The sequence below is a fragment of the Gilliamella sp. Gris1-4 genome (genome assembly GCF_001690335.1).
GTDB classification, from domain to species: Bacteria; Pseudomonadota; Gammaproteobacteria; order Enterobacterales; family Orbaceae; genus Gilliamella; species Gilliamella apicola_P.
In genome coordinates, this window is the sequence record NZ_LZHA01000084.1 from 1 (window position 1) to 21,434 (window position 21,434).

22 protein-coding genes and 2 pseudogenes are annotated in these 21,434 nt (G+C 33.1%); 20 read left to right on the forward strand and 4 right to left on the reverse strand.

Annotated features, from left to right (window positions below):
* A partial coding sequence (locus A9G31_RS10345; protein WP_141671360.1) for a transposase occupies positions 1 to 209 on the reverse strand: 209 nt, incomplete at its 3' end.
* A 360-nt stretch (positions 210 to 569) separates the two neighbouring features.
* On the opposite strand from A9G31_RS10345, the gene A9G31_RS11895 reads away from it, so the two are divergent.
* The 11 genes and pseudogenes from A9G31_RS11895 (at position 570) to A9G31_RS10375 (ending at position 7,235) form a co-directional block, all read left to right on the forward strand.
* Complete coding sequence (locus A9G31_RS11895; RefSeq protein ID WP_176700392.1) at positions 570 to 722, forward strand: hypothetical protein; 153 nt, start codon at positions 570 to 572, stop codon at positions 720 to 722.
* Between the two features lie 70 nt (positions 723 to 792).
* Positions 793 to 1,857: a hypothetical protein gene (locus A9G31_RS10350; protein ID WP_065561577.1), complete on the forward strand. Its 1,065-nt coding sequence runs from the start codon at positions 793 to 795 to the stop codon at positions 1,855 to 1,857.
* Positions 1,858 to 1,913: 56 nt separating this feature from the next.
* Positions 1,914 to 2,834 (forward strand): hypothetical protein, encoded by a 921-nt coding sequence (locus A9G31_RS10355; RefSeq protein WP_065561578.1) that lies wholly within the window; start codon positions 1,914 to 1,916, stop codon positions 2,832 to 2,834.
* A 42-nt stretch (positions 2,835 to 2,876) separates the two neighbouring features.
* Positions 2,877 to 3,491, forward strand: coding sequence for a hypothetical protein (locus A9G31_RS10360; RefSeq protein ID WP_065561579.1), 615 nt, complete (start codon positions 2,877 to 2,879; stop codon positions 3,489 to 3,491).
* Positions 3,492 to 3,510: 19 nt separating this feature from the next.
* Positions 3,511 to 4,383: a DUF6708 domain-containing protein gene (locus A9G31_RS10365; protein WP_065561580.1), complete on the forward strand. Its 873-nt coding sequence runs from the start codon at positions 3,511 to 3,513 to the stop codon at positions 4,381 to 4,383.
* A 230-nt stretch (positions 4,384 to 4,613) separates the two neighbouring features.
* Positions 4,614 to 4,700: pseudogene (locus A9G31_RS12280) on the forward strand (riboflavin synthase); the annotation flags it as partial.
* 101 nt (positions 4,701 to 4,801) lie between these two features.
* Positions 4,802 to 5,005, forward strand: coding sequence for a hypothetical protein (locus A9G31_RS11480; RefSeq protein ID WP_081299407.1), 204 nt, complete (start codon positions 4,802 to 4,804; stop codon positions 5,003 to 5,005).
* Positions 4,981 to 5,355, forward strand: coding sequence for a YbhB/YbcL family Raf kinase inhibitor-like protein (locus A9G31_RS10370; protein ID WP_081299408.1), 375 nt, complete (start codon positions 4,981 to 4,983; stop codon positions 5,353 to 5,355). Before A9G31_RS11480 ends, A9G31_RS10370 begins: the two co-directional genes overlap by 25 nt.
* A gap of 25 nt (positions 5,356 to 5,380) precedes the next feature.
* Positions 5,381 to 5,548, forward strand: coding sequence for a hypothetical protein (locus A9G31_RS11900; RefSeq protein WP_176700393.1), 168 nt, complete (start codon positions 5,381 to 5,383; stop codon positions 5,546 to 5,548).
* Between the two features lie 445 nt (positions 5,549 to 5,993).
* Positions 5,994 to 6,164: pseudogene (locus tag A9G31_RS12285) on the forward strand (helix-turn-helix domain-containing protein); the annotation flags it as partial.
* Between the two features lie 213 nt (positions 6,165 to 6,377).
* Positions 6,378 to 7,235 carry a carboxylate/amino acid/amine transporter gene (locus tag A9G31_RS10375; RefSeq protein WP_065561581.1) on the forward strand — a complete coding sequence of 286 codons (858 nt, stop codon included), beginning with the start codon at positions 6,378 to 6,380 and terminating at the stop codon, positions 7,233 to 7,235.
* Between the two features lie 13 nt (positions 7,236 to 7,248).
* Here A9G31_RS10375 and A9G31_RS10380 read toward each other — a convergent pair whose 3' ends face one another.
* Positions 7,249 to 8,202, reverse strand: a complete 954-nt coding sequence (locus A9G31_RS10380) for an AEC family transporter (RefSeq protein ID WP_065561582.1) — start codon at positions 8,200 to 8,202, stop codon at positions 7,249 to 7,251.
* Between the two features lie 10 nt (positions 8,203 to 8,212).
* On the reverse strand, positions 8,213 to 8,986 hold the full coding sequence (gene yaaA / locus A9G31_RS10385) for a peroxide stress protein YaaA (RefSeq protein WP_065561591.1): 774 nt from the start codon (positions 8,984 to 8,986) through the stop codon (positions 8,213 to 8,215).
* A 73-nt stretch (positions 8,987 to 9,059) separates the two neighbouring features.
* On the opposite strand from yaaA, the gene A9G31_RS10390 reads away from it, so the two are divergent.
* Positions 9,060 to 9,287 carry a YccJ family protein gene (locus tag A9G31_RS10390; protein ID WP_034910542.1) on the forward strand — a complete coding sequence of 76 codons (228 nt, stop codon included), beginning with the start codon at positions 9,060 to 9,062 and terminating at the stop codon, positions 9,285 to 9,287.
* 6 nt (positions 9,288 to 9,293) lie between these two features.
* Positions 9,294 to 10,211 carry a ribonuclease Z gene (rnz, locus tag A9G31_RS10395; RefSeq protein ID WP_065561583.1) on the forward strand — a complete coding sequence of 306 codons (918 nt, stop codon included), beginning with the start codon at positions 9,294 to 9,296 and terminating at the stop codon, positions 10,209 to 10,211.
* A gap of 57 nt (positions 10,212 to 10,268) precedes the next feature.
* Here rnz and argE read toward each other — a convergent pair whose 3' ends face one another.
* Complete coding sequence (gene argE, locus A9G31_RS10400; RefSeq protein WP_065561584.1) at positions 10,269 to 11,426, reverse strand: acetylornithine deacetylase; 1,158 nt, start codon at positions 11,424 to 11,426, stop codon at positions 10,269 to 10,271.
* Between the two features lie 267 nt (positions 11,427 to 11,693).
* Here argE and A9G31_RS10405 point away from each other — a divergent pair, with 267 nt between their 5' ends.
* The 7 genes from A9G31_RS10405 to A9G31_RS10435 form a co-directional block, all read left to right on the forward strand.
* Positions 11,694 to 12,215, forward strand: a complete 522-nt coding sequence (locus A9G31_RS10405) for a DUF2867 domain-containing protein (protein ID WP_065561585.1) — start codon at positions 11,694 to 11,696, stop codon at positions 12,213 to 12,215.
* 268 nt (positions 12,216 to 12,483) lie between these two features.
* A complete protein-coding gene (locus A9G31_RS10410; protein ID WP_065561586.1) occupies positions 12,484 to 13,557 on the forward strand; it encodes an HlyD family secretion protein in 1,074 nt (357 codons plus the stop codon).
* A gap of 13 nt (positions 13,558 to 13,570) precedes the next feature.
* On the forward strand, positions 13,571 to 16,369 hold the full coding sequence (gene rbbA / locus A9G31_RS10415) for a ribosome-associated ATPase/putative transporter RbbA (protein WP_065561587.1): 2,799 nt from the start codon (positions 13,571 to 13,573) through the stop codon (positions 16,367 to 16,369).
* Between the two features lie 5 nt (positions 16,370 to 16,374).
* Entirely contained in the window at positions 16,375 to 17,505 is a 1,131-nt protein-coding gene (locus A9G31_RS10420) for an ABC transporter permease (RefSeq protein WP_065561588.1), read from the forward strand.
* Positions 17,506 to 18,425: 920 nt separating this feature from the next.
* Positions 18,426 to 19,409: an AEC family transporter gene (locus A9G31_RS10425; RefSeq protein WP_065561589.1), complete on the forward strand. Its 984-nt coding sequence runs from the start codon at positions 18,426 to 18,428 to the stop codon at positions 19,407 to 19,409.
* 626 nt (positions 19,410 to 20,035) lie between these two features.
* Entirely contained in the window at positions 20,036 to 21,193 is a 1,158-nt protein-coding gene (locus A9G31_RS10430) for an isochorismatase family protein (protein WP_081299410.1), read from the forward strand.
* Between the two features lie 69 nt (positions 21,194 to 21,262).
* Positions 21,263 to 21,434 (forward strand): transposase (locus tag A9G31_RS10435; protein ID WP_176700394.1); only part of this gene is annotated, 172 nt, incomplete at its 3' end.

The following is a 21,434-nucleotide window of genomic DNA, read 5'->3' on the forward strand; positions in this document are numbered from 1 at the left end:
TTTTTAGACCACAAATTAAATCGCCTATAGACAGTGCTCCATTCACCAAACTCTTCTGGCAAATCTCGCCAAGGAATACCGGTTCTCATTCGGAAAAGGATCCCTTCAAACGTCATCCGATGCTCGGATTTATTATAAACTCGGCCGGTATTTTTCATTATTTGTAGTAGCTTTTCCCACCGTTTATCTGTTAGCATTGTTCTTGGCATGATGAATCGAGTTATGGTTGTTTTTGGCTGAATTATTATAACTCACATCATGCCGTCTAAAAAATAATCATGAAAGATCAACACGCCCTAGTTATTTGTCAGTTATTTTTTATTTAGCACCACATCATTAGTTAGGGTCAGTTTTCTTTTTATAATAGGTTAAATTATTTATATAGCTTGGTTTACCTATTAACAGAAATTGATAATTGCTTACGAACAGCGGTAATTCTATTATTCAACATAATTATATATATCATAAATTAAATATATAAATTTCGAAAACAATAAGTTTGTGCTGTATTAAAACTTAACTACTAGACAGTGCAATATGCAAAACAAAATGGTAAGGATAGAAATAGTATGAAATACCACTTAGATAATTTTGTTAAATTAATGAATGACTCCAAAAAGAATCGTTATTTGCTAGTTGATAAATTAAGACCATTACCGGATTATAATTTAATATCTGTTGACAATATTCTTGAATTCTTTTTCGATAAACAAGCAACGTGAAGTCAACAATAATTTTACGGGTGATAGAAATTTAATCCATAAAAAAGACAAAAACACAGGGATCCCCTATGTGTTTAGCTTAATTCATACTGATGAATTTGAATATAAAAATGCAATGCTTAACACCATCGACGCTTACGAAAAATCAATAGATAAATTTTATAAAGAGCGTTCATCGGGATATATTCGCCATACAATCGATGAGTCAGGAAGCACAGTTAACCATTTGACTCGTAGCGAAATTGATATCTGTAGTAATCACCCTTTAACTAATTATGGTACCTGTGAATTTATTCCTGAAAATAAATCCGCCGAGGAAAATTTTGCAAAAAATTGGAACAAATTAAAAAAACAGCTTGATACTAATAAAATTGAAACTTTTCGAAAAGATAGGCGAGACTACCAAAGTATGGTCAAAAGCTGTTTATTAGACTATTCCAAAGATTATGCCTATTATGCGCGTTGGCTATTTGGTAAAGCAGGCAGAAACTCCAAGTTATCACAAACCGTTATTAGTGAACGTAATAAAAACCGTTTTTGGGAAGTGGAATTTGATTATCAACTTAAAGCATTTCATAAGTTATACCTTGATGATGCACATATTATGTTATCCAGTCATATTCCACCAACTGACGATGTCAAAGCTTTATATGACGAACTGTGCTCAGACGAAAACAGCTATTACTATCGAGTGATAGCGGGTGATAATAAGCAATTGTTTCTAGAAACCGACAGTGATCCTTCATCAACAACCGACCCCCCAAAAACAGATGGTTCCACGTCAGAAGATGATTCGTCAGATGATGAGTTTAACAAAGCGATGGTTGATAGTGTCAATGCAATATTTGGTGCAGAAGTCAGTACGTCAGATGGGGATATTCTTCTTGGTTATTTAATCCGTAATCATATTTTATCGTTGGCAACTGATATTAGCAAAGGTATAGCAACCGAATACCGTAATGGCAAAGTTCTACTTAACCAAACGTTAATATCAGAGCGTTTAAAACTTTTAGCCGAAAAAATAGCAAATGGTAAAGTGACACAAACAACCTTAAATATTCGCATGACCGATATTGCCGAAGTATTTAACCGAATTGGCGAAATTTCGGCAACCGCAATTTCAAAACTAATTTAAAAAACGCACAAGGTGATAACTTATATTTTAACAAAGCAGATTCTAAATTTTACATTATGGATGTAAACGGTAAATCCCGAAGCTTTACCCGTGAAGAATACGAAACAATAAGACAAAAAACCGTGTCACTTGAAATAGCCATGGTGACCGAAAATCCTCGAGTAACCCCAAAATTATTGGAAGAATTTGAAAAATTAGCCAATGAAGAGGTTTTATCAATTCAAAAATTTCGACAATTTGCCAATCGCGTGCCCAAAGAAGTTGAAATTTCGGTAATGGCAAATGGCGACGACTTACAACAATCGCTATTAAAAGAATTAGAAGAATCGAAAAAAATATATCATGTTCAAACTGAAAACCAAAAAATTGTTGTCAGCGGTTTAGCAAAATGCTTTTTAAATGTGGTAATGATTCATTTTACGCTAAATGCATTTAAAAATAATCTGGAAGAAATTAAAACCGAGACCGATCCAATACAAAAAGCCTTTCTGCTTTATGATTTAACCTCGAGTTTAATCGCTATCGCAGGTATGGAGGCCGAAGTTGGCGGGCATATTATCAAAATGGCAACAGGTATGACCGCACTTAAGATGACTAACTTTTTAACACGTCATCCTTATGGCGAAAGCCGACTAACACCACCAAAATTGAAACTCGCTTATGGCATGAAGCAAGTTTTTAATGTCACAAACAAATTTCTCAATTTTGTCGATAAAGGGCTTGGTATATTAGCAATAGCAGACGGCGCGATAGAGATTTTAAAAGGTGGTAATTTAATTCTTAATGAAAAAGAAATTGTAGCAGGGATACTAAAATTAACAGGTGGTTTTATAATGGTTGGTGCAGCAATGACATTAAAATTGATGACTTTAACGCTTCCAGTAGCGATGGTACCAGTAGTGGGGGTTATTGTTACTGTTGCAGGTGTTATTATTTATATTTCCACATTATTTGAGCGTAGTAAGCTAGAACGCTAGTTTGCCCGTTGTGGCTTTGGTATTGATAATGGGCGCTACCCAATGACAATCGCTGGATGCAAACAAGCGATAAATGATTTTTCGGTGTTGATATCAGGCCTCTCACCGCAATTGCGCTTTGCACAGCCCGATAAAAATCAAGAAATTTTACTAGCTGAATTTATATATCGCTCGCTTTACCTTGATATGACCATTCATGACTTCGATATGGAAAACGATAAATTAGCATTTATTGTCACTATTATGGATAAAAGAAACCCAGACTTAAAGGTGAAAATACAACTTAACCATAATAATATAAGTAAAATGCTGGAACCGAAACTCCTTGAAGATAGTTTGAATAAACAATTATATGGTCGTCCCTATATTATATTCACCCACGATAAAGGTAGAATGTTTAAATATCAATCAGAAGAGGTTGAAAACGATAATAGTGATTACACATTAAAACCAGTAAAAGGTACTAAAACCAATCTGGTTATTCGCTTTAAGCTAGCCGAGGTAAATCATAAAGCCATTACATCATTACTCTATACCGTTGAACTTAACTATAAAAAAACCGATATCATAAATGGCGACCAAATAGAAGAGTCACAACCGCTTCATCAATTTTATGAATTTGACGGTTATGGGATCATGGTTTTAAACCATAAATAGATTATAAAGGAACAAAAATATGCCATCACGCTATCAACCGCAAATAGTAAACTGGAATCAAGACCTTAGTAAAACTAGTGGTTTGGGAATTATCAGCGAAGCAAACTATATAGCTTGTGCCAATGATAACTATCTTGAAATTTATCGTTATAGAAAAATAGGTGCGACAAGTGCTACATTTTTCTTAATATTATATTTTAATTTGGCTTCTTTTATGTTGTTTTTTCATTTTTGGTTAGGAGTAGAATTTATATGGTGGATTACTTTTATTTCTTTTTTAATGATCATTGTGCTTAGCATTATTTGTTATCACACTCTATTCAATTTTCTTTTTGCCTATTTTGCTCCCTTTAGCAATCCTATTCGCTTTAATCGCAAAACAGGTAAAGTGTATCTTTACGAAGCAGTGGCAATAAAATGGATGACTACATTTTGGTTGCCATTTAGTGCATTCAAGGATTTAAAAAAATATCAAATTAAAGTTTATGATTGGGTCGACTTTCATGTGGTATTACAAAGTTCAACAGGTGCCTTTGCTAGTGGTGGTACAATTGAACTCCATATGTTGTTTGGCGTAGCTTGTAAGCCAAACAGTCATGAAACGATTGAATATATCTATATTGGTGAAACCAACCAATTTGCTTATGCTTGGAACTGGATCAGCCACTTTATGGAGTATGGAACGGACAGGCCATTAAATAAAGCGGGTTTAAGATATATAGATTACAGTCGAGACGATGCCAAAAGTTTTATGGATGTTGAACCACGCATTAAAGTCACCTCAAGGCAAATTGAAGGGTTAGACAGAGCCTCGAAAGCGGGGTCAAAAGAAGAGCTAGCCCAAATTGAACAAAAATACCAACTGAGTGGTACTGTCTATCCTGTTTATTAATAATGAAGTGTAGGATTTATTAGCATTGTTTACGGTAATTTGAGAAACATACTGTAATGGATATACATAAAAAACAAAACTAACGCCTTATCATAGACAAGAGATATGGCGTTTATATCATAAAGAAAAATAACTGTTACTGATTTGGCTAAAAGCTTTATGGTCATTCGCCCAACCATTTAACGTATTAAAGAAAGCCCGATTGAAGCTTTTGCCTTTTTGACAAGTAAGTAGGAGACAAAGTCAAAATTGAAATTGACTCACAAACTCAAGCCATTGTTGATACGGTTGAACGAGTATTAGTCGCAAGAGAATGATAATATTAATCGAATTTGTGTCAGATTTAAGCTAATTTGTGCCGATTATAGCTTGAAAATTCCTTATGATGTCTTTTATTTAATCGTTAAAAGAAGCCAACATGCGTATTTTGTGCAAAGCGAAAGCCATTATTTATAGTACATTATTATTGAGCACAAGTTGCAGTTATGCGACACAATTACAATTAACTAGCACTGATCTTATCAATAATGGATTTACTACTCGGTTTATATCCAATCAATTTGGTTGCCAAGGCGAAAATATATCTCCACAAATTTCATGGAAAATCTACCCAAAACGATAAAAAGTTTAGTATTAACTATGTATGATCCTGATGCACCAACAGGTTCTGGTTGGTGGCATTGGGTGATTGTTAATATTCCTGTACAAACATCGTTTATTAAACAATCAGCAGGAAATAATCCCAATTTATTGCCTAAAGGAAGTAGATTAGTACGTAATGATTTTGGCGTGATAAATTATGGAGGACCATGTCCTCCGCTAAATTCGACTCATCGATATCAATTTACACTTTATGCACTAGACATTGATCACATTGAGGTTGATGAACAAACTACACCAGCTCTAATTGGTTTTATTGCTAATTCGCATCAAATAGCGAAGGCAGATATGATTTACTCCTACTCACGTTGATATTGGTTAATAGGCTATTAGGATTATGGATTTTGCTTCAATTGGTCGAGTGACTTATATAACACAACGTTGTAATCAAACTCTAAAACAGATTCAAAGCAATGATCCAATGATTGTCTATGTCATAAATGGCGAAAAACAGATTGAATGTGAGGGCAAATATTTTAAAGTAAAAACAGGTCAATTAGCCTGATTCCAGCAGGTAATTTAATGAATATAAATAATTTTTATATTGATGATAAGGATTATCAAGCCATCTGTTATTCTTGGCATGCACAGTTAATAGAACAATTTGCTTTATCTCATCTTTATCAGAGTAGTCAAATTCTTAAAAAAAATCAAAGTTGAAACAATATTACCTGAAACTTTTATTACTCGATTGATACAGATTAAAACAGAATTATTTACACATAATCAATGCAATTCTAATCTTGTTAAACATTTATTTATTGAATTATTAATCAGATTATCTGCATTTGGTGTGTATTATTCCCCTGAATAATAACCCGAAAATTAGCCAAAAAATTCGCGAAATTATTAACCAGCAGCCAGACAAAAAGTGGCAGGCAGCAGAAATTGCTGAACAATTTGCTATGAGCGAATCAACTTAACGGCGACATCTTGCTTTAGAAGGATATAATTTATCCAAAATTATCTTAGATATAAGAATGAATTTTGGTTTAATGCTGTTACAAACCACCCAAAAAACGATCCTACAAATTGCCCAAGAAGTGGGATATGAATCGGGCTCTCGTTTTGCTTTTTACTTTAAACAACGTTTTAGATTTTCACCAAAGAGGCTACGTTAGCCAATTTTTTATCACTAACATTTAATTTTATTTATTAAATTTTTTTATGCATGTTCATTACCGTGTTTTCTCAGACTATTGTATATAGCGCTAGCAATTCCTAAAGATTGTCAATTATTTTATCATAGTAATCAATTTTTATGATATAAAGTTTACAAGTGTTAAGCCAATTGATACGATGCGTCTCTATTATTTTCTTTATATTCATCAATTATGCTTTATCTTATTTTTGTAACAATTATTTGGTCGTTTTCGTTTAGTTTTATTGGTGTTTATATCAGTGGACAGGTTGATACTTGGTTTGCTGTGGTTATGCGTGTTGTGTTAGCATTTATTACCTTTTTACCTTTTTTACACTTTAGAAATTTTAAGCTTAAAACCCTATTTCTTTTAATGGGTGTTGGGGCTTGTCAATTAGGAATTATGTACTTTTTTTATTATAATTCCTTCCAATATATTTCGGTACCTGAAGTGCTGTTGTTTACCATTTTTACACCTATTTATGTCACAGTTATTTATGATTTACTGCAACGTCATCCATTAAGATTGAGTTACCTTTTTACGGCAATAATAGCAGTTATTGGTGCCGCTATTATTCGTTATGATCATATTAGTGCAAACTTTATTATTGGCTTTTTATTAATTCAAGGGGCTAATATTGTTTTTTCCTTAGGGCAGGTTGGTTATAAAAGAATTATGGAGATATATCCAATGCCTCAACATCAGGCTTTTGCTTGGGTTTACTTGGGGGCGGTAATTGTGGCAACAGTAGGTTGGTTACTTTTTGGCAATGCATCAAAATTACCTACAACTATTTTACAATGGAGTATTATTATCTGGCTTGGCGTAGTTGCTTCTGGCGTATGTTACTTTTTATGGAATTTTGGCGCGACAAAAGTTGATTCGGGCACTTTGGCTATTATGAATAATGTGGTTATCCCAACAGGGATTTTAGTGAATGTGGTTATTTGGCATCAATCATTAGACTGGTTACGCTTTATATTAGGTAGTGTAGTTATTGTGTTGGCACTATTGCTACACTACAAAGTTAAAAATCGATCATTGAGTTAAGCACAATAAGCAGTTAAGGTAAATGTGTCATAATCGATAAAATTAGCGGCGTTGTAATAGAAGACAGCGTCGTTGATATTAGTAAGCTTGAAGCAATAGGTCCTTGTAACACTTCAAACTGTCTTGCCATCATATAACAATTTATTGCAATTGAAACCGAACTAAGTAATACCACTACCTGTAATTCCAAAATTGGTAAACCTAATAGTTTACCCATAATGTAAGTAACAATTGGCAATGCAGCCAATTTTAAAATACAGATAGAGGTCGTAATAAGTAATTTGTCGCGAATTTTATATTCAGCCAGTCCCATACCTAGCACAATTAATGAGAGTGGTGCAGTCATATCGCTGACCATTTTTGTTGACTGATTGATAAATTTAGGCATAGGTAATCCAATATAATTCACCACAATCCCAGCAAAAATACCAATAATAATAGGGTTTTTTGATACGTTTTTTAATGCTTTGATAAAGCTCCGTCCAGAAAATTTACCCATTTGAACAAATTCAATTGATACGGTAGCAAGTGTCCATAAAATCAGAGCGTTAAATATAACAATAATGGCTACAATGGGGATTGCTTTCTCGCCAAGTAGCATTTTGATGATGGGAATGCCAACAAAGACGGTATTAGTATAGATACCACCCATAGCAAAAAGTGTACTTTCTGAACCTGTTAATTTAAATAATTTTGATGCAACCAAACAACCAAACGCAAAGACGATAAATGATCCACCAAAAAATACGAATAACACTTTTATATCGATTTGCGACTGTTCAGAAAAATGACTCATAATCTGAAACAGCATTATGGGGAATGCAATATAAAAAGTAAATTTAGTTAAGCTGTCGGTTACTGTTTTTTGCCAACGACCAATTTTAACAGCTAAATATCCTAATAAAATTAAGATAAATAAAGGCAAAGTAGATAAAAACTGTGCCCATAATGTAGTAAGAAATTCCATTATTATTATTTTATTGATGATTGCGTATAAAGTACCATTCTAAGTCAGTTGATCGTTTCGAATCAAATTGATAGCCTTCTAGATTAAAACTTTTAATATCGTCACTCTTTTCAATGCAATTTTTTATAATGTATCGGCTCATTAGTCCGCGTGCTTTTTTTGCATAAAAACTGATAACTTTATAGGTATCTTTGCTTTGATCTAAAAAAATAGGCTGAATTATAGTTGCATTTAATTGTTTTGGTTTGATCGCTTTGAAATATTCGTTTGAGGCTAAATTGATTAATGTGCGATGTGATGTTTTGGCTAGTTCACTATTAAGGTGTTCTGTTAATTTATCGCCCCAAAATTGATAAAGATTAGTGTTACTACCATTTTTTAAGCGGATCCCCATTTCTAACCGATAAGGTTGAATTAGGTCAAGTGGTCTTAAAATACCGTAAAGACCTGATAATATTCTTAAATGGGATTGTGCAAACTTTAGATTTTTATCAGTAAAATCTTCAACATGTAATCCTTCATAAACATCACCTTTAAAAGCAAGTATAGCTTGTCTTGCATTTTCAAGATTAAAATCACTATGCCAATCTTTAAATCGCTCATAATTAAGTTCGGCTAATTTTTTGCTAATAGACATTAAGTTAGCTAAATTCTCAACACTTAGTTTTTTGCAATCTTGAATAAGTTTTTTAGTTGAGTTAATAAATTGAGGAAGTGTGTAATTTTGGGTTAATAATGGAGATTGGTAATCCAAAGTTTTCGCCGGAGAAATAATTGTTATCATACGTATTTGGCCTATTGTGTTTTGCATTAAATAGGTTTATTTTACCTCTAATTCAACTCAAAGGAGTAGCAAAATGAACATCGATAAAAAAGAAATACATGATATTAAATCTTGGGCTTCTGTTCGTGAAACCTCGATTGAAATTGCTGAGGCTATTTTTGAGCTAGCTAACCATGATGAAAAACTTGCCGAACAAATTTGGTCAGAAGGTAGTGATGAAGTGTTGAAAATTGCGTTTTCTAAAACCAAAGCCGATAAGTTGTTCTGGGGTGAGCAGACTATTGAACGTAAAAATGTTTAAATCTTTATGAATTTGACTTTTTTAGGGACAAGTGCTGGTTCCCCAACATTACAACGTAATGTGAGCTGTATTTTATTGGATCTGAGACAAGAGCGCGGTAAATTCTGGCTTTTTGATTGTGGTGAGGCAACTCAGATGCAAATGCAAAAAGCCAAGTTTAGTCTTGCTAAACTTGAGATCATTTTTTTAACACACTTACATGGCGATCATCTGTTTGGACTACCAGGTGTTTTAACTTCCCGTTCCTTGATGCAGAATCAATCGCCTTTAACATTGATTGCTCCGAAAGGAATTAAAATTCTTATCGAAACTGTTATTGAAATTAGTTATTCTTGGTTAACCTATCCTCTTAACATCATTGAGCTTGAAGAAAATTGTACCGTTTTTGAAGATAATCAGTTTCAAGTAGAAGCAAAATTATTACAACATCGTGTACCGTGTTTTGGTTATCGTATTATCGAAAAAGATCTACCAGCTCAGCTTAATATCGATAAATTAAAGCAAGATAATATTCAGGCTGGTCCTTTTTATAACGATCTTAAAAATGGTAAAACAATTACACTTGATGATGGGCGAATAATTAATGGTACAGATTACTTAGGTCAAATTAAAAAAGGCCGAAAGTTAGCAATTTTAGGTGATACTATTCCTTGCCAAACCTCAATTGATCTTGCTAATGATGTTGATTTGCTTGTTCATGAAGCAACCCAAGAACATGCTTTAGTTGATAAGGCTATTGAACGTGGTCATTCCACCACTATACATGCGGCAATGATTGCCCAAAAAGCTAATGTCAAAAGACTTATTATGACTCATATAAGCCCAAGATATAATTTGAATAACAATAAAAAGTTAGTTAATGAAGCAAAAAGTGTTTTTGCAAATACTGAAATCGCTACCGATTTTGCAACTTTTTCCATTTAGTTAGATTTATTTTATAAAATTTCGCCGATGTTATTTTATCGGCGAATAAAAAACAGATTAAAGACAAAAATCCTTAATTAGTTGTTCTATTGCTATTTTAGTTGGTTTTAAAAAGTCCATTGAAATAAACTCATCGGGTTGGTGCGCTTGTTCAATTGAACCAGGTCCTAATACAATCGTTGGTGAAATTTGGTTTAGGTAGGGGGCTTCTGTGCTGTAGTTGACTGTTTGCGCACTATGACCAACTAATTTTTCAATGTGTTGTAATGCTGGATGATCTTTTTTGCACTCATAGCCCGGAATTGGGGCAACTTCGTATTCTATAGCAATTCGATTTGGATATTTATCCATAACTGGTTGCAGTGCTTCACAAAGCGCATGATAAAGTGAATCAACATCGTTATCGGGCAATACACGAATATCAATCACTAGCTCACAACAACCGCAAATACGGTTGGCTGCATCCCCCCCGTGAATAACACCTAAATTTAGAGTAGGGTAAGGAACGCTAAACCCGTCATTATGATATTGTTCTTTAAATTTTTGTTTTAGTACTAACAAGCGTTCAATGACTAAATTCATCACTTCGATAGCGTTAATACCTTTATCGGGATCACTAGAATGCCCTGATTTACCAATGACTTTAATGGAATTAGAGATAAATCCTTTATGTGCTCTGATGGGGATTAACGATGTTGGTTCGCCAATAATAGTACAGTCAGGTTGTAATTTAGTATTCTTCGCAAAAAATGCGGCACCAGCCATCGATGTTTCTTCATCGGCGGTGGCAAGGATATAAATGGGCTTAGTTAACTTTTTAAGATCAATGTCACGCAGAGCATCTAAAATAAAAGCAAAAAAGCCTTTCATATCAGCGGTGCCAAGTCCATATAACTTATTATTTTTTTCCGTTAACTTAAAGGGATCTTTAGTCCATTGCCCATCATCAAACGGAACAGTGTCACTGTGTCCACTTAGCAATAAACCACCTTGGGTTTTATTTTCGCTATTTGAATAAGTAGCTAACATATTATATTTATGACGAGTATTAGGAACAGGTTGGATATCAATAGCAAAACCTAAATCTTCAAACCAACAGGCTAACTTGTCGATGAGTGGTTTGTTAGAATAATCTAATTGCTCGTTAGTAACGTTACTAATTGTAGGTGTTGAAATTAATTCATTATACAGTGTTAAAAAAGATGGTAGCGTCATAAATTCACCTTTAAATGACAAATCGAAAATATACTTTTAATAATGTTATAAGCATATCATTTACATTATTTTTTGCATATAACTAACCACGTTGTTTCAATTAATGTTTTAATCTAGGTAGAATTCAATATGTACATTAACTAATGCATAGTTAGCTGATTAGGAGTTAAATTGACTGCTAAATTTGTTGAATGTGGTGTTTTTTTATGATTTTTATTCATGTTTTAGATAAGCATTTTATATAATAGGAGGAAGGGGAATAATTATATGAAAAATAAACAAAACAATATCATAAAAGTACGGCAAACATTACCTAATAATGTAAGCTTTATTGCAGAAAAAATCGATTATTTAGATTGTCAAAAAAAAGATATTTCTAAAAAATTGACAGCCTATGAAGCTTATAAAATGATGACATCTTATCAACCTAGATGGCTAAAAATACTCTTTAAAATAAGGGATTGTTTAGTGAAATTAATCGGTGTCAAAGCGATTAATGGATTTGATAGTTCTGCGGAAGATAAGCATCAACCAGACGAAAGCAATATGGCCGATTTTTTTACCATAACAGAGGAAACCGATGATAAACTGACATTAGTTGTAAAAGATTGCCATTTAGATGTATGTGTTTGTATTCGTGTTGTAGATAAAGGTAATGACATAAGTAAAAATACAGTATATTTAATTGCATCAGTTAAAAATCACAATATCTGGGGGAAATTATATATGTTACCCGTTGCTATTTTACATCCTTATATTGTTAATAAATTATTTGAAAATATAAAATAATAAGTCATTTATTATAAATAACTTATCAATTTGTAATGAGCATATCAGCTTTATTGCATAATGTAGTGATGTTATTAATTTCAAATCTATAAATAAAATATAAAACCATCCTGCTTAATTTTTTAGCTTTTATTGCGATTGTTTTATGAACAGATATTATTTGCCATAAACATTTGATACTATTTAAACGATGCAATTGATTAGGCCATAACGATTTGTTATCTCGTTAAAAATTATTATGAATCGTTTTAAAAAAATAAGGTGTTATATGAAAAATATAAGCAGGAAATGGATTGTTATTGCAGTTGTTATTATTTCTATTATTTTTATTTTATGGCAGCAATTAAAAACTGATGGGTATGGTTCAGATTTTATTAGTGGCAACGGACGTATTGAAGCGACTGAAATCAATATTTCAGCTAAATTAGCCGGTAGAATAGAAAAAATTAATGTTGATGAGGGCGATTTTGTTAAAGCCGGTCAAGCTTTAGTCGTCATGCAAACTGATACCTTACAAGCACAACTTAATGAAGCCCAAGCACAATACCGCCAAGCGGTTAGTAATGAAGCAAGTGCTAAAGCGCAAGTAGCATTAAAAATGAGTGATAAAGTTGCAGCGCAAGCAGGTGTAAGCCAAAAGGAAAGTGACTTAGATATCGCCTCAAAACATTTACAACGAACTACCGCACTATATCAAAAAGGTGCAATATCTATTCAACAATTTGATGACGATACTGCTAAAGTAAACAATGCTAAAGCAGCACTAGATTCTGCCAAATCACAAGTTACTGCCGCTGACGCAGCGATTGCAGTGGCCGAAGCGGGTGTTGATAGCGCCACATCGGCAATCAATGTTGCAAGTGCTAATATTAAAAGAATTCAAGCTGATATTGATGATAGTACTTTAAATGCCCCTGTTGACGGTCGTATTCAATACCGAATAGCACAATTAGGTGAAGTTTTACCTTCAGGCGGAAAAGTATTAAATTTAGTTAATTTGTATGATGTTTATCTTACATTCTTTTTACCTGAAACGGTCGCAGGTAAAGTGGGTATTGGTGATGAAGTGAGATTGATTTTAGATGCACTACCAGATAAAGCAATTTCTGCAAAAATATCGTTTGTATCAAGCGTTGCGCAGTTTACGCCTAAAACAGTTGAAACTAAAGATGAGCGTCAAAAATTGATGTTTAGAGTAAAAGCGCAATTAAGCCCTGAATTATTAAAATGCTTTATTAATCAAGTTAAAACAGGTTTACCAGGCGTGGCTTGGGTAAAACTTGATCCAAAAGCTTCGTGGCCGTCAGGCTTAGCTGATGTTGCAAAATGTCCAACAAAATAATTGGGGATAGCATATGTCAGAATCCGACAATAAAGATTTAGCTTTATCAACCGAAGCTAAATCGTTCGATGATGCAGTGGTAAAAATTAGTGATGTATCACTGCATTATAAAAAGAACCTTGCTCTTGATAATATCACTTTAGCTATACCGCCAAGATGTATGGTTGGATTGATAGGACCAGACGGTGTTGGAAAATCAAGTTTATTATCATTAATTGCTGGTGCGCATGTTATTCAAGATGGTTTAGTATATGTACTTGACGGTGATATGAAAGATAAAACACACCGTAAAAATGTTTGCACACGTATTGCTTATATGCCGCAAGGGTTAGGCAAAAACCTTTATCCGACTTTATCCGTTGAAGAAAATTTACAATTTTTTGCTCGTCTGTTTGGTAATGATGCGACCGAGCGTCGACGCCGTATTGATGAATTAACGCGTAGTACTGGGTTATATCCATTTTTATCAAGACCAGCAGGGAGACTGTCCGGCGGTATGAAGCAAAAAGTTAGCTTATGTTCGGCTTTAATCCACGATCCTGATTTGTTAATTCTTGATGAACCTACAACTGGGGTGGATCCACTTTCCAGAGCTCAATTTTGGCAGTTAATTAACAAAATTCGTAAACAAAGACCACAAATGAGTGTGATTGTTGCAACAGCCTACATGGACGAAGCTCAAAATTTTGATTGGTTGGTGGCGATGTATGGCGGTAAGATTCTTGAAACTGGCACACCAAAATCCTTACTAGCTAAGACAGGAAAAGATAATTTAGATGATGCATTCATTCAGCTAATGCCAGAAAGTGCTAGACAAGGTTATCAAACTGTCGAAATTCCACCTTTAGATCTTAATAAAGATTTGCAAACAGCCATAGAAGCAAAAGATTTAACTAAACAATTTGGTAATTTTATCGCAGTTGATCATGTTAATTTTTCAATTAAACAAGGTGAAATATTTGGCTTTTTAGGTTCAAATGGCTGTGGTAAATCAACCACCATGAAAATGTTAACGGGTTTATTGCCGATTTCATCAGGAGAAGCATGGTTATTTGGTAAACCTGTTGATGCTAGTGATATTAACGTTAGGCGTCATTTGGGGTATATGTCTCAGGCATTTTCTTTATATAGTGAATTAACGGTCAAACAAAATTTAGTTCTACATGCACGCCTGTTTGGTATTGAAGAAAGTAAAATACCTGCCCGCATTGAAAAATTACTAAAACGTTTTGGTTTAGAACAAGATGCAGAAAATCTACCCGATAGCTTACCTTTAGGGGTAAAGCAACGGCTTTCATTGTCAGTTGCTGTTGTGCATAATCCACAGATTCTTATCCTTGATGAACCAACATCCGGCGTTGACCCCATTGCTCGAGATGATTTTTGGCGTTTAATTATCGAACTGTCTAGAAAAGATAAAGTAACAGTGTTTATCACAACTCATTTTATGAATGAGGCTGCAAGGTGTGATAGAATTTCATTAATGCATGCAGGTAAAGTATTAGCAAGCGATACGCCAGATAACATTATCAGCTCCAAAAATGCTAAAACACTAGAAGAGGCCTTTATTAACTATCTTGTTGATGCAGGAGCTGATGATAGTAATGCAGAAGAACACTCTGTTGAACCACCAAAAGAAATACTCAATCAAGCAACAAAAACATTACCACATCATCATGTTCAAGGGTTTAGTCTTAACCGTATGATAGGTTGCTTATGGCGTGAAACACTTGAATTATCTAGAGATCCTTTACGAGCATTATTAGCGTTATTAGGTTCAGCAATTTTAATGTTAGTTATGGGATATGGCATTACGATGGATGTTGAAGATCTGAATTTTGCTGTGCTTGATCGAGATCAAAGTGTAATTAGTCAAAATTATATTCTTAATTTATCAGGTTCTAAACGTTATTTTATTGAAAGAGCGCCAATTACAGATTATAACGATATGGACGCGCGGTTAAGAAGTAATGAAATCGCTTTAGCGATTGAAATCCCTCCCAATTTTGGTCGAGATATACAACGAGGTGATCCTGTTGATATTGCTATTTGGATTGATGGGGCAATGCCGCTACGAGCTGAAACAATTAAAGGTTACGTTCAAGGAATGCATCTTGCTTGGCTAAGTGAAAAAGTAAAAGAAGTAACAGGAAAATCCTCAACTAGTTTGGCAAATATAGAAACAAGATACCGTTATAATCCTGATATTAAAAGCTTACCTTCTATGGTGCCGGCTGTAATACCAATTTTATTATTGATGATTCCATCTATGCTGGCAGCTTTATCGGTTGTGCGTGAAAAAGAGATGGGTTCAATTATCAATTTATATGTAACTCCAGTAACTAAAGCTGAATTTTTGCTAGGTAAGCAAGTGCCTTATATCATTATTTCCATGTTTAGCTTTTTATTATTGTTATTTATGGCAATCACCATTTTTGCTGTTCCCGTAAAAGGAAGTCTATTTACTTTATGCCTTGCTGCCTTTGCTTACTGCATTATTTCAACGGGTTTTGGTTTGTTAGCTTCAACTGTTACTCGTAGTCAAATTGCTGTTATCTTTTTAACTTGTGTAGGTACAATGCTACCAGCAATTCAATTCTCGGGATTACTCAATCCTGTCGCATCTCTAGAAGGTGGTGGTCGTTATATTGGTGAAGTTTATCCAACAACACATATGCTAATTATTGCTCGCGGTGTGTTTAATAAAGCACTTGGTTTTATGGATCTGCACAATTCAATATTTGCTTTATTGGTCACAATCCCCATTGTTCTTGGGGCAAGTATTTTTCTTCTTAAAAAACAAGAAGGATAGATATTATGCAAAGTTTAATTAATATTTATCGCTTAGGAATAAAAGAGTTATGGGGGTTATTGCGTGATCCTATCATGTTGTTGTTAATTGCCTATTGCTTTACCTTTGATATTTACATTGCCGCAACAGCAACATCTGATTCGTTGCACCATGCTTCGATTGCAGTTGTTGATGAAGATGACTCACCGTTATCACGGCAAATTATTGCAGCATTTTATCCGCCAATGTTTAATGATCCCGTTAAATTATACTCAATGAACGATGTTGATCATGGTATGGATACGGATAATTATACGTTTGCTTTAAATATTCCGCCTAATTTTCAACGTGATGTGCTAAATAGTCAAAGTCCAGAAATTCAACTTAATATTGATGCAACACGAATGGGGCAAGCATTTGTTGGGAATGGTTATATAACACAGATTGTTACTGGTGAAGTGACTGAATATGTTAATCGTTACAGTAAGGCAACTAATTTGCCCGTTAATATACAAGTGCATACTGCATTTAATCCTAATTTAACGCGATCTTGGTTTGGTTCAGTCATGGAAATTATTAATATTGTGACAACATTATCGATTATTTTAACTGGGGCCGCCTTAATGAAAGAGCGGGAACATGGTACGATTGACCATCTCCTTGCTATGCCTGTTACCCCTTTTGAAATTATGCTCTCCAAAGTATGGTCAATGGGGCTTGTGGTATTAATATCAACATGGGTGGCATTGTTGTTAGTTGTTCATAGTTGGCTAAAAGTACCAATTGCAGGTTCGGTAAGCTTATTTTTGATTGGAGCTGCATTGCATCTTTTTGTTACAACGTCACTTGGGATATTTATGGCAACAGTAGCAAAATCTACTGCGCAATTCGCAATGTTACTAATTTTAGTTTTATTACCACTACAAATGCTATCTGGGGGTAGTACTCCGCGTGAAAGCATGCCTGAAATTGTGCAAAACATTATGATGTTTGCTCCAACCACGCATTTTGTTGAATTAGGGCAGGCAATACTGTATCGAGGTGCTGGCTTAAGCGTGGTTTGGACTTCATTTGCGTGGTTATTGGTAATTGGTACTGTATTCTTTTTAATTGCTTTAAGACGTTTTCGTAGTTCAATTGTGAATATGGGATCATAACTTTCCATATTTTATTACCAAATTAGTACTTTTATTTTTAACAAGAAGGGTTATTTTAAATATTTATGAAAATTTCTAACCGCAATTAATTTTTATGGTACTTTTAAATACATGTACAATATTTTTGCTAAAGCTGATAATTTTGAATTTGATAATTAAAAAATAAGGAGTATTGGAGTTAAACTAACACTTTTGAGAAAAGTAGAACATTTTTAGCTTAAAAATAGCCAAAATTGCATTACTAATTTTACAATATCACATAAATGATTTACATTATGCAAGTCATTAATTGATTATTTCTAAACAAACTTTACTATATATTATTTTCTCTATTCATTGTCATTATACGAATATCAACAATAAAGCTTTGTAGTAGCAATTCTATATAAATAAAGTAAATCAAATTATTAACTATGATAGGTGTGTTTTTTTATAATGAATACCTTATTATAAAAAACATCATTTAGGGAATTTTAGTGCAATATTAATTTTTACTATAATTTAACACTCATGTTTTATGTTTTCTTATTTATTGTTTTTTAAAGAAATAAAACTCTATTATTAACAAGTTTTGAGTAAAGTTTTAATGGTTTTTTGAGTTTTTAAGACAGTTAGTAGCTCTTGTTTTACACAAGGTCGAGAAGAATAAGTATAATGATATCCAAGTTACTCAATTTTACATTTGAATATAACAAAGGTTTTCATTAAAGAATGTCTTTAATTAAGCATACTAAGTGCGAAATAGCATTTAATAATATCAAGTTTCAACAACGAAGAATATCGTTTTACATGTAATAAATATATTCGATTTTGTTACCCACTTATTTTAGCTAGGTCAATAAATATAATATCTAATCTGAAGTTACCGACCATTTACCGAATTTGTATTTTAAGTAATATTATTTTAGGAGTTTTAAAAAATGAATCTAATCTGGTCTGCAGTTGGGCAAGTTATAAGTTCTTGTCTTCCAGTTTTTTTGTTAATCTTTCTTGGTTGGTTATGTGTACAAAAAGGTATTTTTACAAAAGATTCTAAAAAATTATTATCAGGACTAGTATCAAACTTTGTCTTTCCTGCATTGCTTTTTGTGCATACATCTCATGCCAAACCATCGCAGATATTTAATGGTATTTGGATGATAGCCTTTTTCTGCACTATGTCATTTTTATGGATAATTTGTTTTCTAACTAATAAATACATTTTGCATAAAGAGTTAAAATCGACAGCGATGAATGCAATGCTATGTTGTTTTCCAAACATGGGGGGGATGGGAGTACCTTTCTTGACGTTAATGTTAGGTGCTGCATCAACTATTTCGGTAGCGATTGCTAATTTTGTTGTTGCATTATCATTGATTCCAATGACAATATTCTTATTAGAACTTTGTGATACTAAAATATCTGGCGGTAAAGTCACCGGTGATATGATCTTTAGTGCGGTAAAAAATTCACTTATGAAACCTATGTTTTTAGCCGTTATTTTAGGGTTAATTGTAAGTGTTACCGATGGTACTAAATGGCTACCACATTTTGTATTTAACACCTTTGATATTATGTCAAATGCTTGTAACTTTATTTCACTTATTGCGGTCGGTGTTGGTATTCATGGTGTTAAATTGAAATTGTCTAAACCGTTAATGATTAACGTTGTGTTGAAAAGTTTTATTACACCAATTGTTGCACTTATTTCCGTATATCTATTTGGTATCACAGGTATGGAAGCGGAAGAATTAGTTTTCTTATTGGCAATGCCAACAGCATCAACAGCGGTTATTTTGGCTTACAATTGGAATGTTGAACAAGAACAAGCATCAAGCATTTTCTTTGCATCAACGGTTTTATCTATCTTTATATTACCAACCCTGCTACTTATTATGGACTTCACCATTCCTGGTGTTGCTTAATAAATAAAGGATAAGTATTAATGCCCTTGTTTGAATTAAACTAGGGCATTTTTATTACTTATTACACACTTCTTGTAAGTCACTTTTCCTTAATTGCCAAGACAACCACAAAACAAAAATATTCTATTGTTATAACAAAAAAGCATCTTATTTCTCATAAAAAATCAGTCAGGAAAGGTATTGATTTTATTTGTTTTTTTATAAGAGTTAATTAGCTTTTTCGTTCTTTCAATCATTTCTTTACGAACATATTTAGGTTCTAATTTCTTTAAAATTGGTGAAGATAATAGCTACAGAGCTGCATACTTATTTACTAGGCTTTTAGTATTGGGTCATTATGGATCATGGTACCTTGTGTCTTACTTGCAGGTATTGTGATAAATATTACGACAGAAAGTTTTAAAAATTATAAATACAAAAGTGATACTCCTCAGAAATTACCACGTTCAAATCAGATTTGATAGGTCGTAAATTACTCAGGGCTGATATTTTGAATAAAAATATTACAATTAATTGTCTTCATAAGCTGATAGCGTAAAAAATGTAATAAGGTTATTCATTATTTCTGATTGCGATATATTCCATAATTAAAAATAATGAAGTTCTTATGTAATCAATGATGATGGATGAAAATGAGAATATATGAATCTTTATTGAAATTAGACAAAATGATAGAGTCGTCATTTCATGTTTTACCAATTCAAAATATCAAAGCTATAAAATCAGAGGCTTATTATAGTAAATATAAAAAATTAATGGAAAATTTATGCATTTTTGAAAAAACCGTTACTCAACCATTTTTTGATTCTTTAGTTTTACCCTCAAATCAGATTAAAAAAAGCATGGAAGTGGCCAGTCAAATATTCAATAGTGATGCTACTCTTTTTACAACAGCAGGTTCAACAATATCTAATCAAATAGCTATTAACTCTCTATCCAAAAAATCCCGGGTGTTGGTTCAAAAAAGTGTACATCAAAGCATCCATTTTAGCTTACAGAATTATAACATATATCATGACTATATAAATGAAGAAACAATCTGTAATGAAAGATTCTTAACAGAAATAAGCTCTGATCACTTAAATGAAATTATTCAAAATAAATACGATACATTAATAATTAATAGTCAGTCTTATGAAGGTTTAATGTTAGATATGGAGCCGTTTCTTAATTCTGTTTTCCATAATAATAAGTGGATAAAAAATGTGATTATTGATGAAGCTTGGGGAGGTTGGACCTTTTTTAACAAAGAAATGCGTCACAAAAGTGCCCCATATATTGCAAAAAAATTGAATGAAGAGTTCGGTGTGAATTTCGTCGTAATTCAATCAGCACACAAATCTTTTTTTAGCCTTAGACAAGCTGGATTAATACATGTCTATAGTGATGAATTATTTTTGAAAAACATAAGAGACTCTCACTTTAAATTACATACAACTTCTCCTAGTTATCCGATACTGGCGAGTACCGAGTTGGGGATAGTTACAATCGTTAATTGGGTTTTAGAACCTTCCAGATGTATTTTATTAATACATGATATGCAGCAATACTTTCTGAGTGCATTGTCTTTAGTAACCAAAGAAAATTTAATTAACAATTGCGCTTCCATTCTGAGTGTGGCAAGAACAGAATCAATACCCGTAGTTTATACAGCACAGTGCGGAAATATGACTGTTTTAGAAAGAGGGCTATTAAAAGATTTCTGGGGAACAGGAATGAATAGGGAGTATAAAAATATAGAAATAGTTCCTCAATTGAAACCTGAAGAGAGAGATCTTGTGTAACTATCCCCTAAAATAGTACAGCAAAAAAGTAGAAAATTCTCTATGATAAAAGTAAAAGGGGATTTAATTATGAAAAAAATGACTGAACATCAAATCGTCGCTATTTTAAAAGAAGCTGAAGCAGGTATTCCTGTCAAGGAACTCTGCCGTAAATATGGCATGGGTAATTCAACTTTTTATAAATGGCGGGAAAAATACGGCGGAATGGAAACTTCGGATATCAAACGCTTAAAGGAGCTGG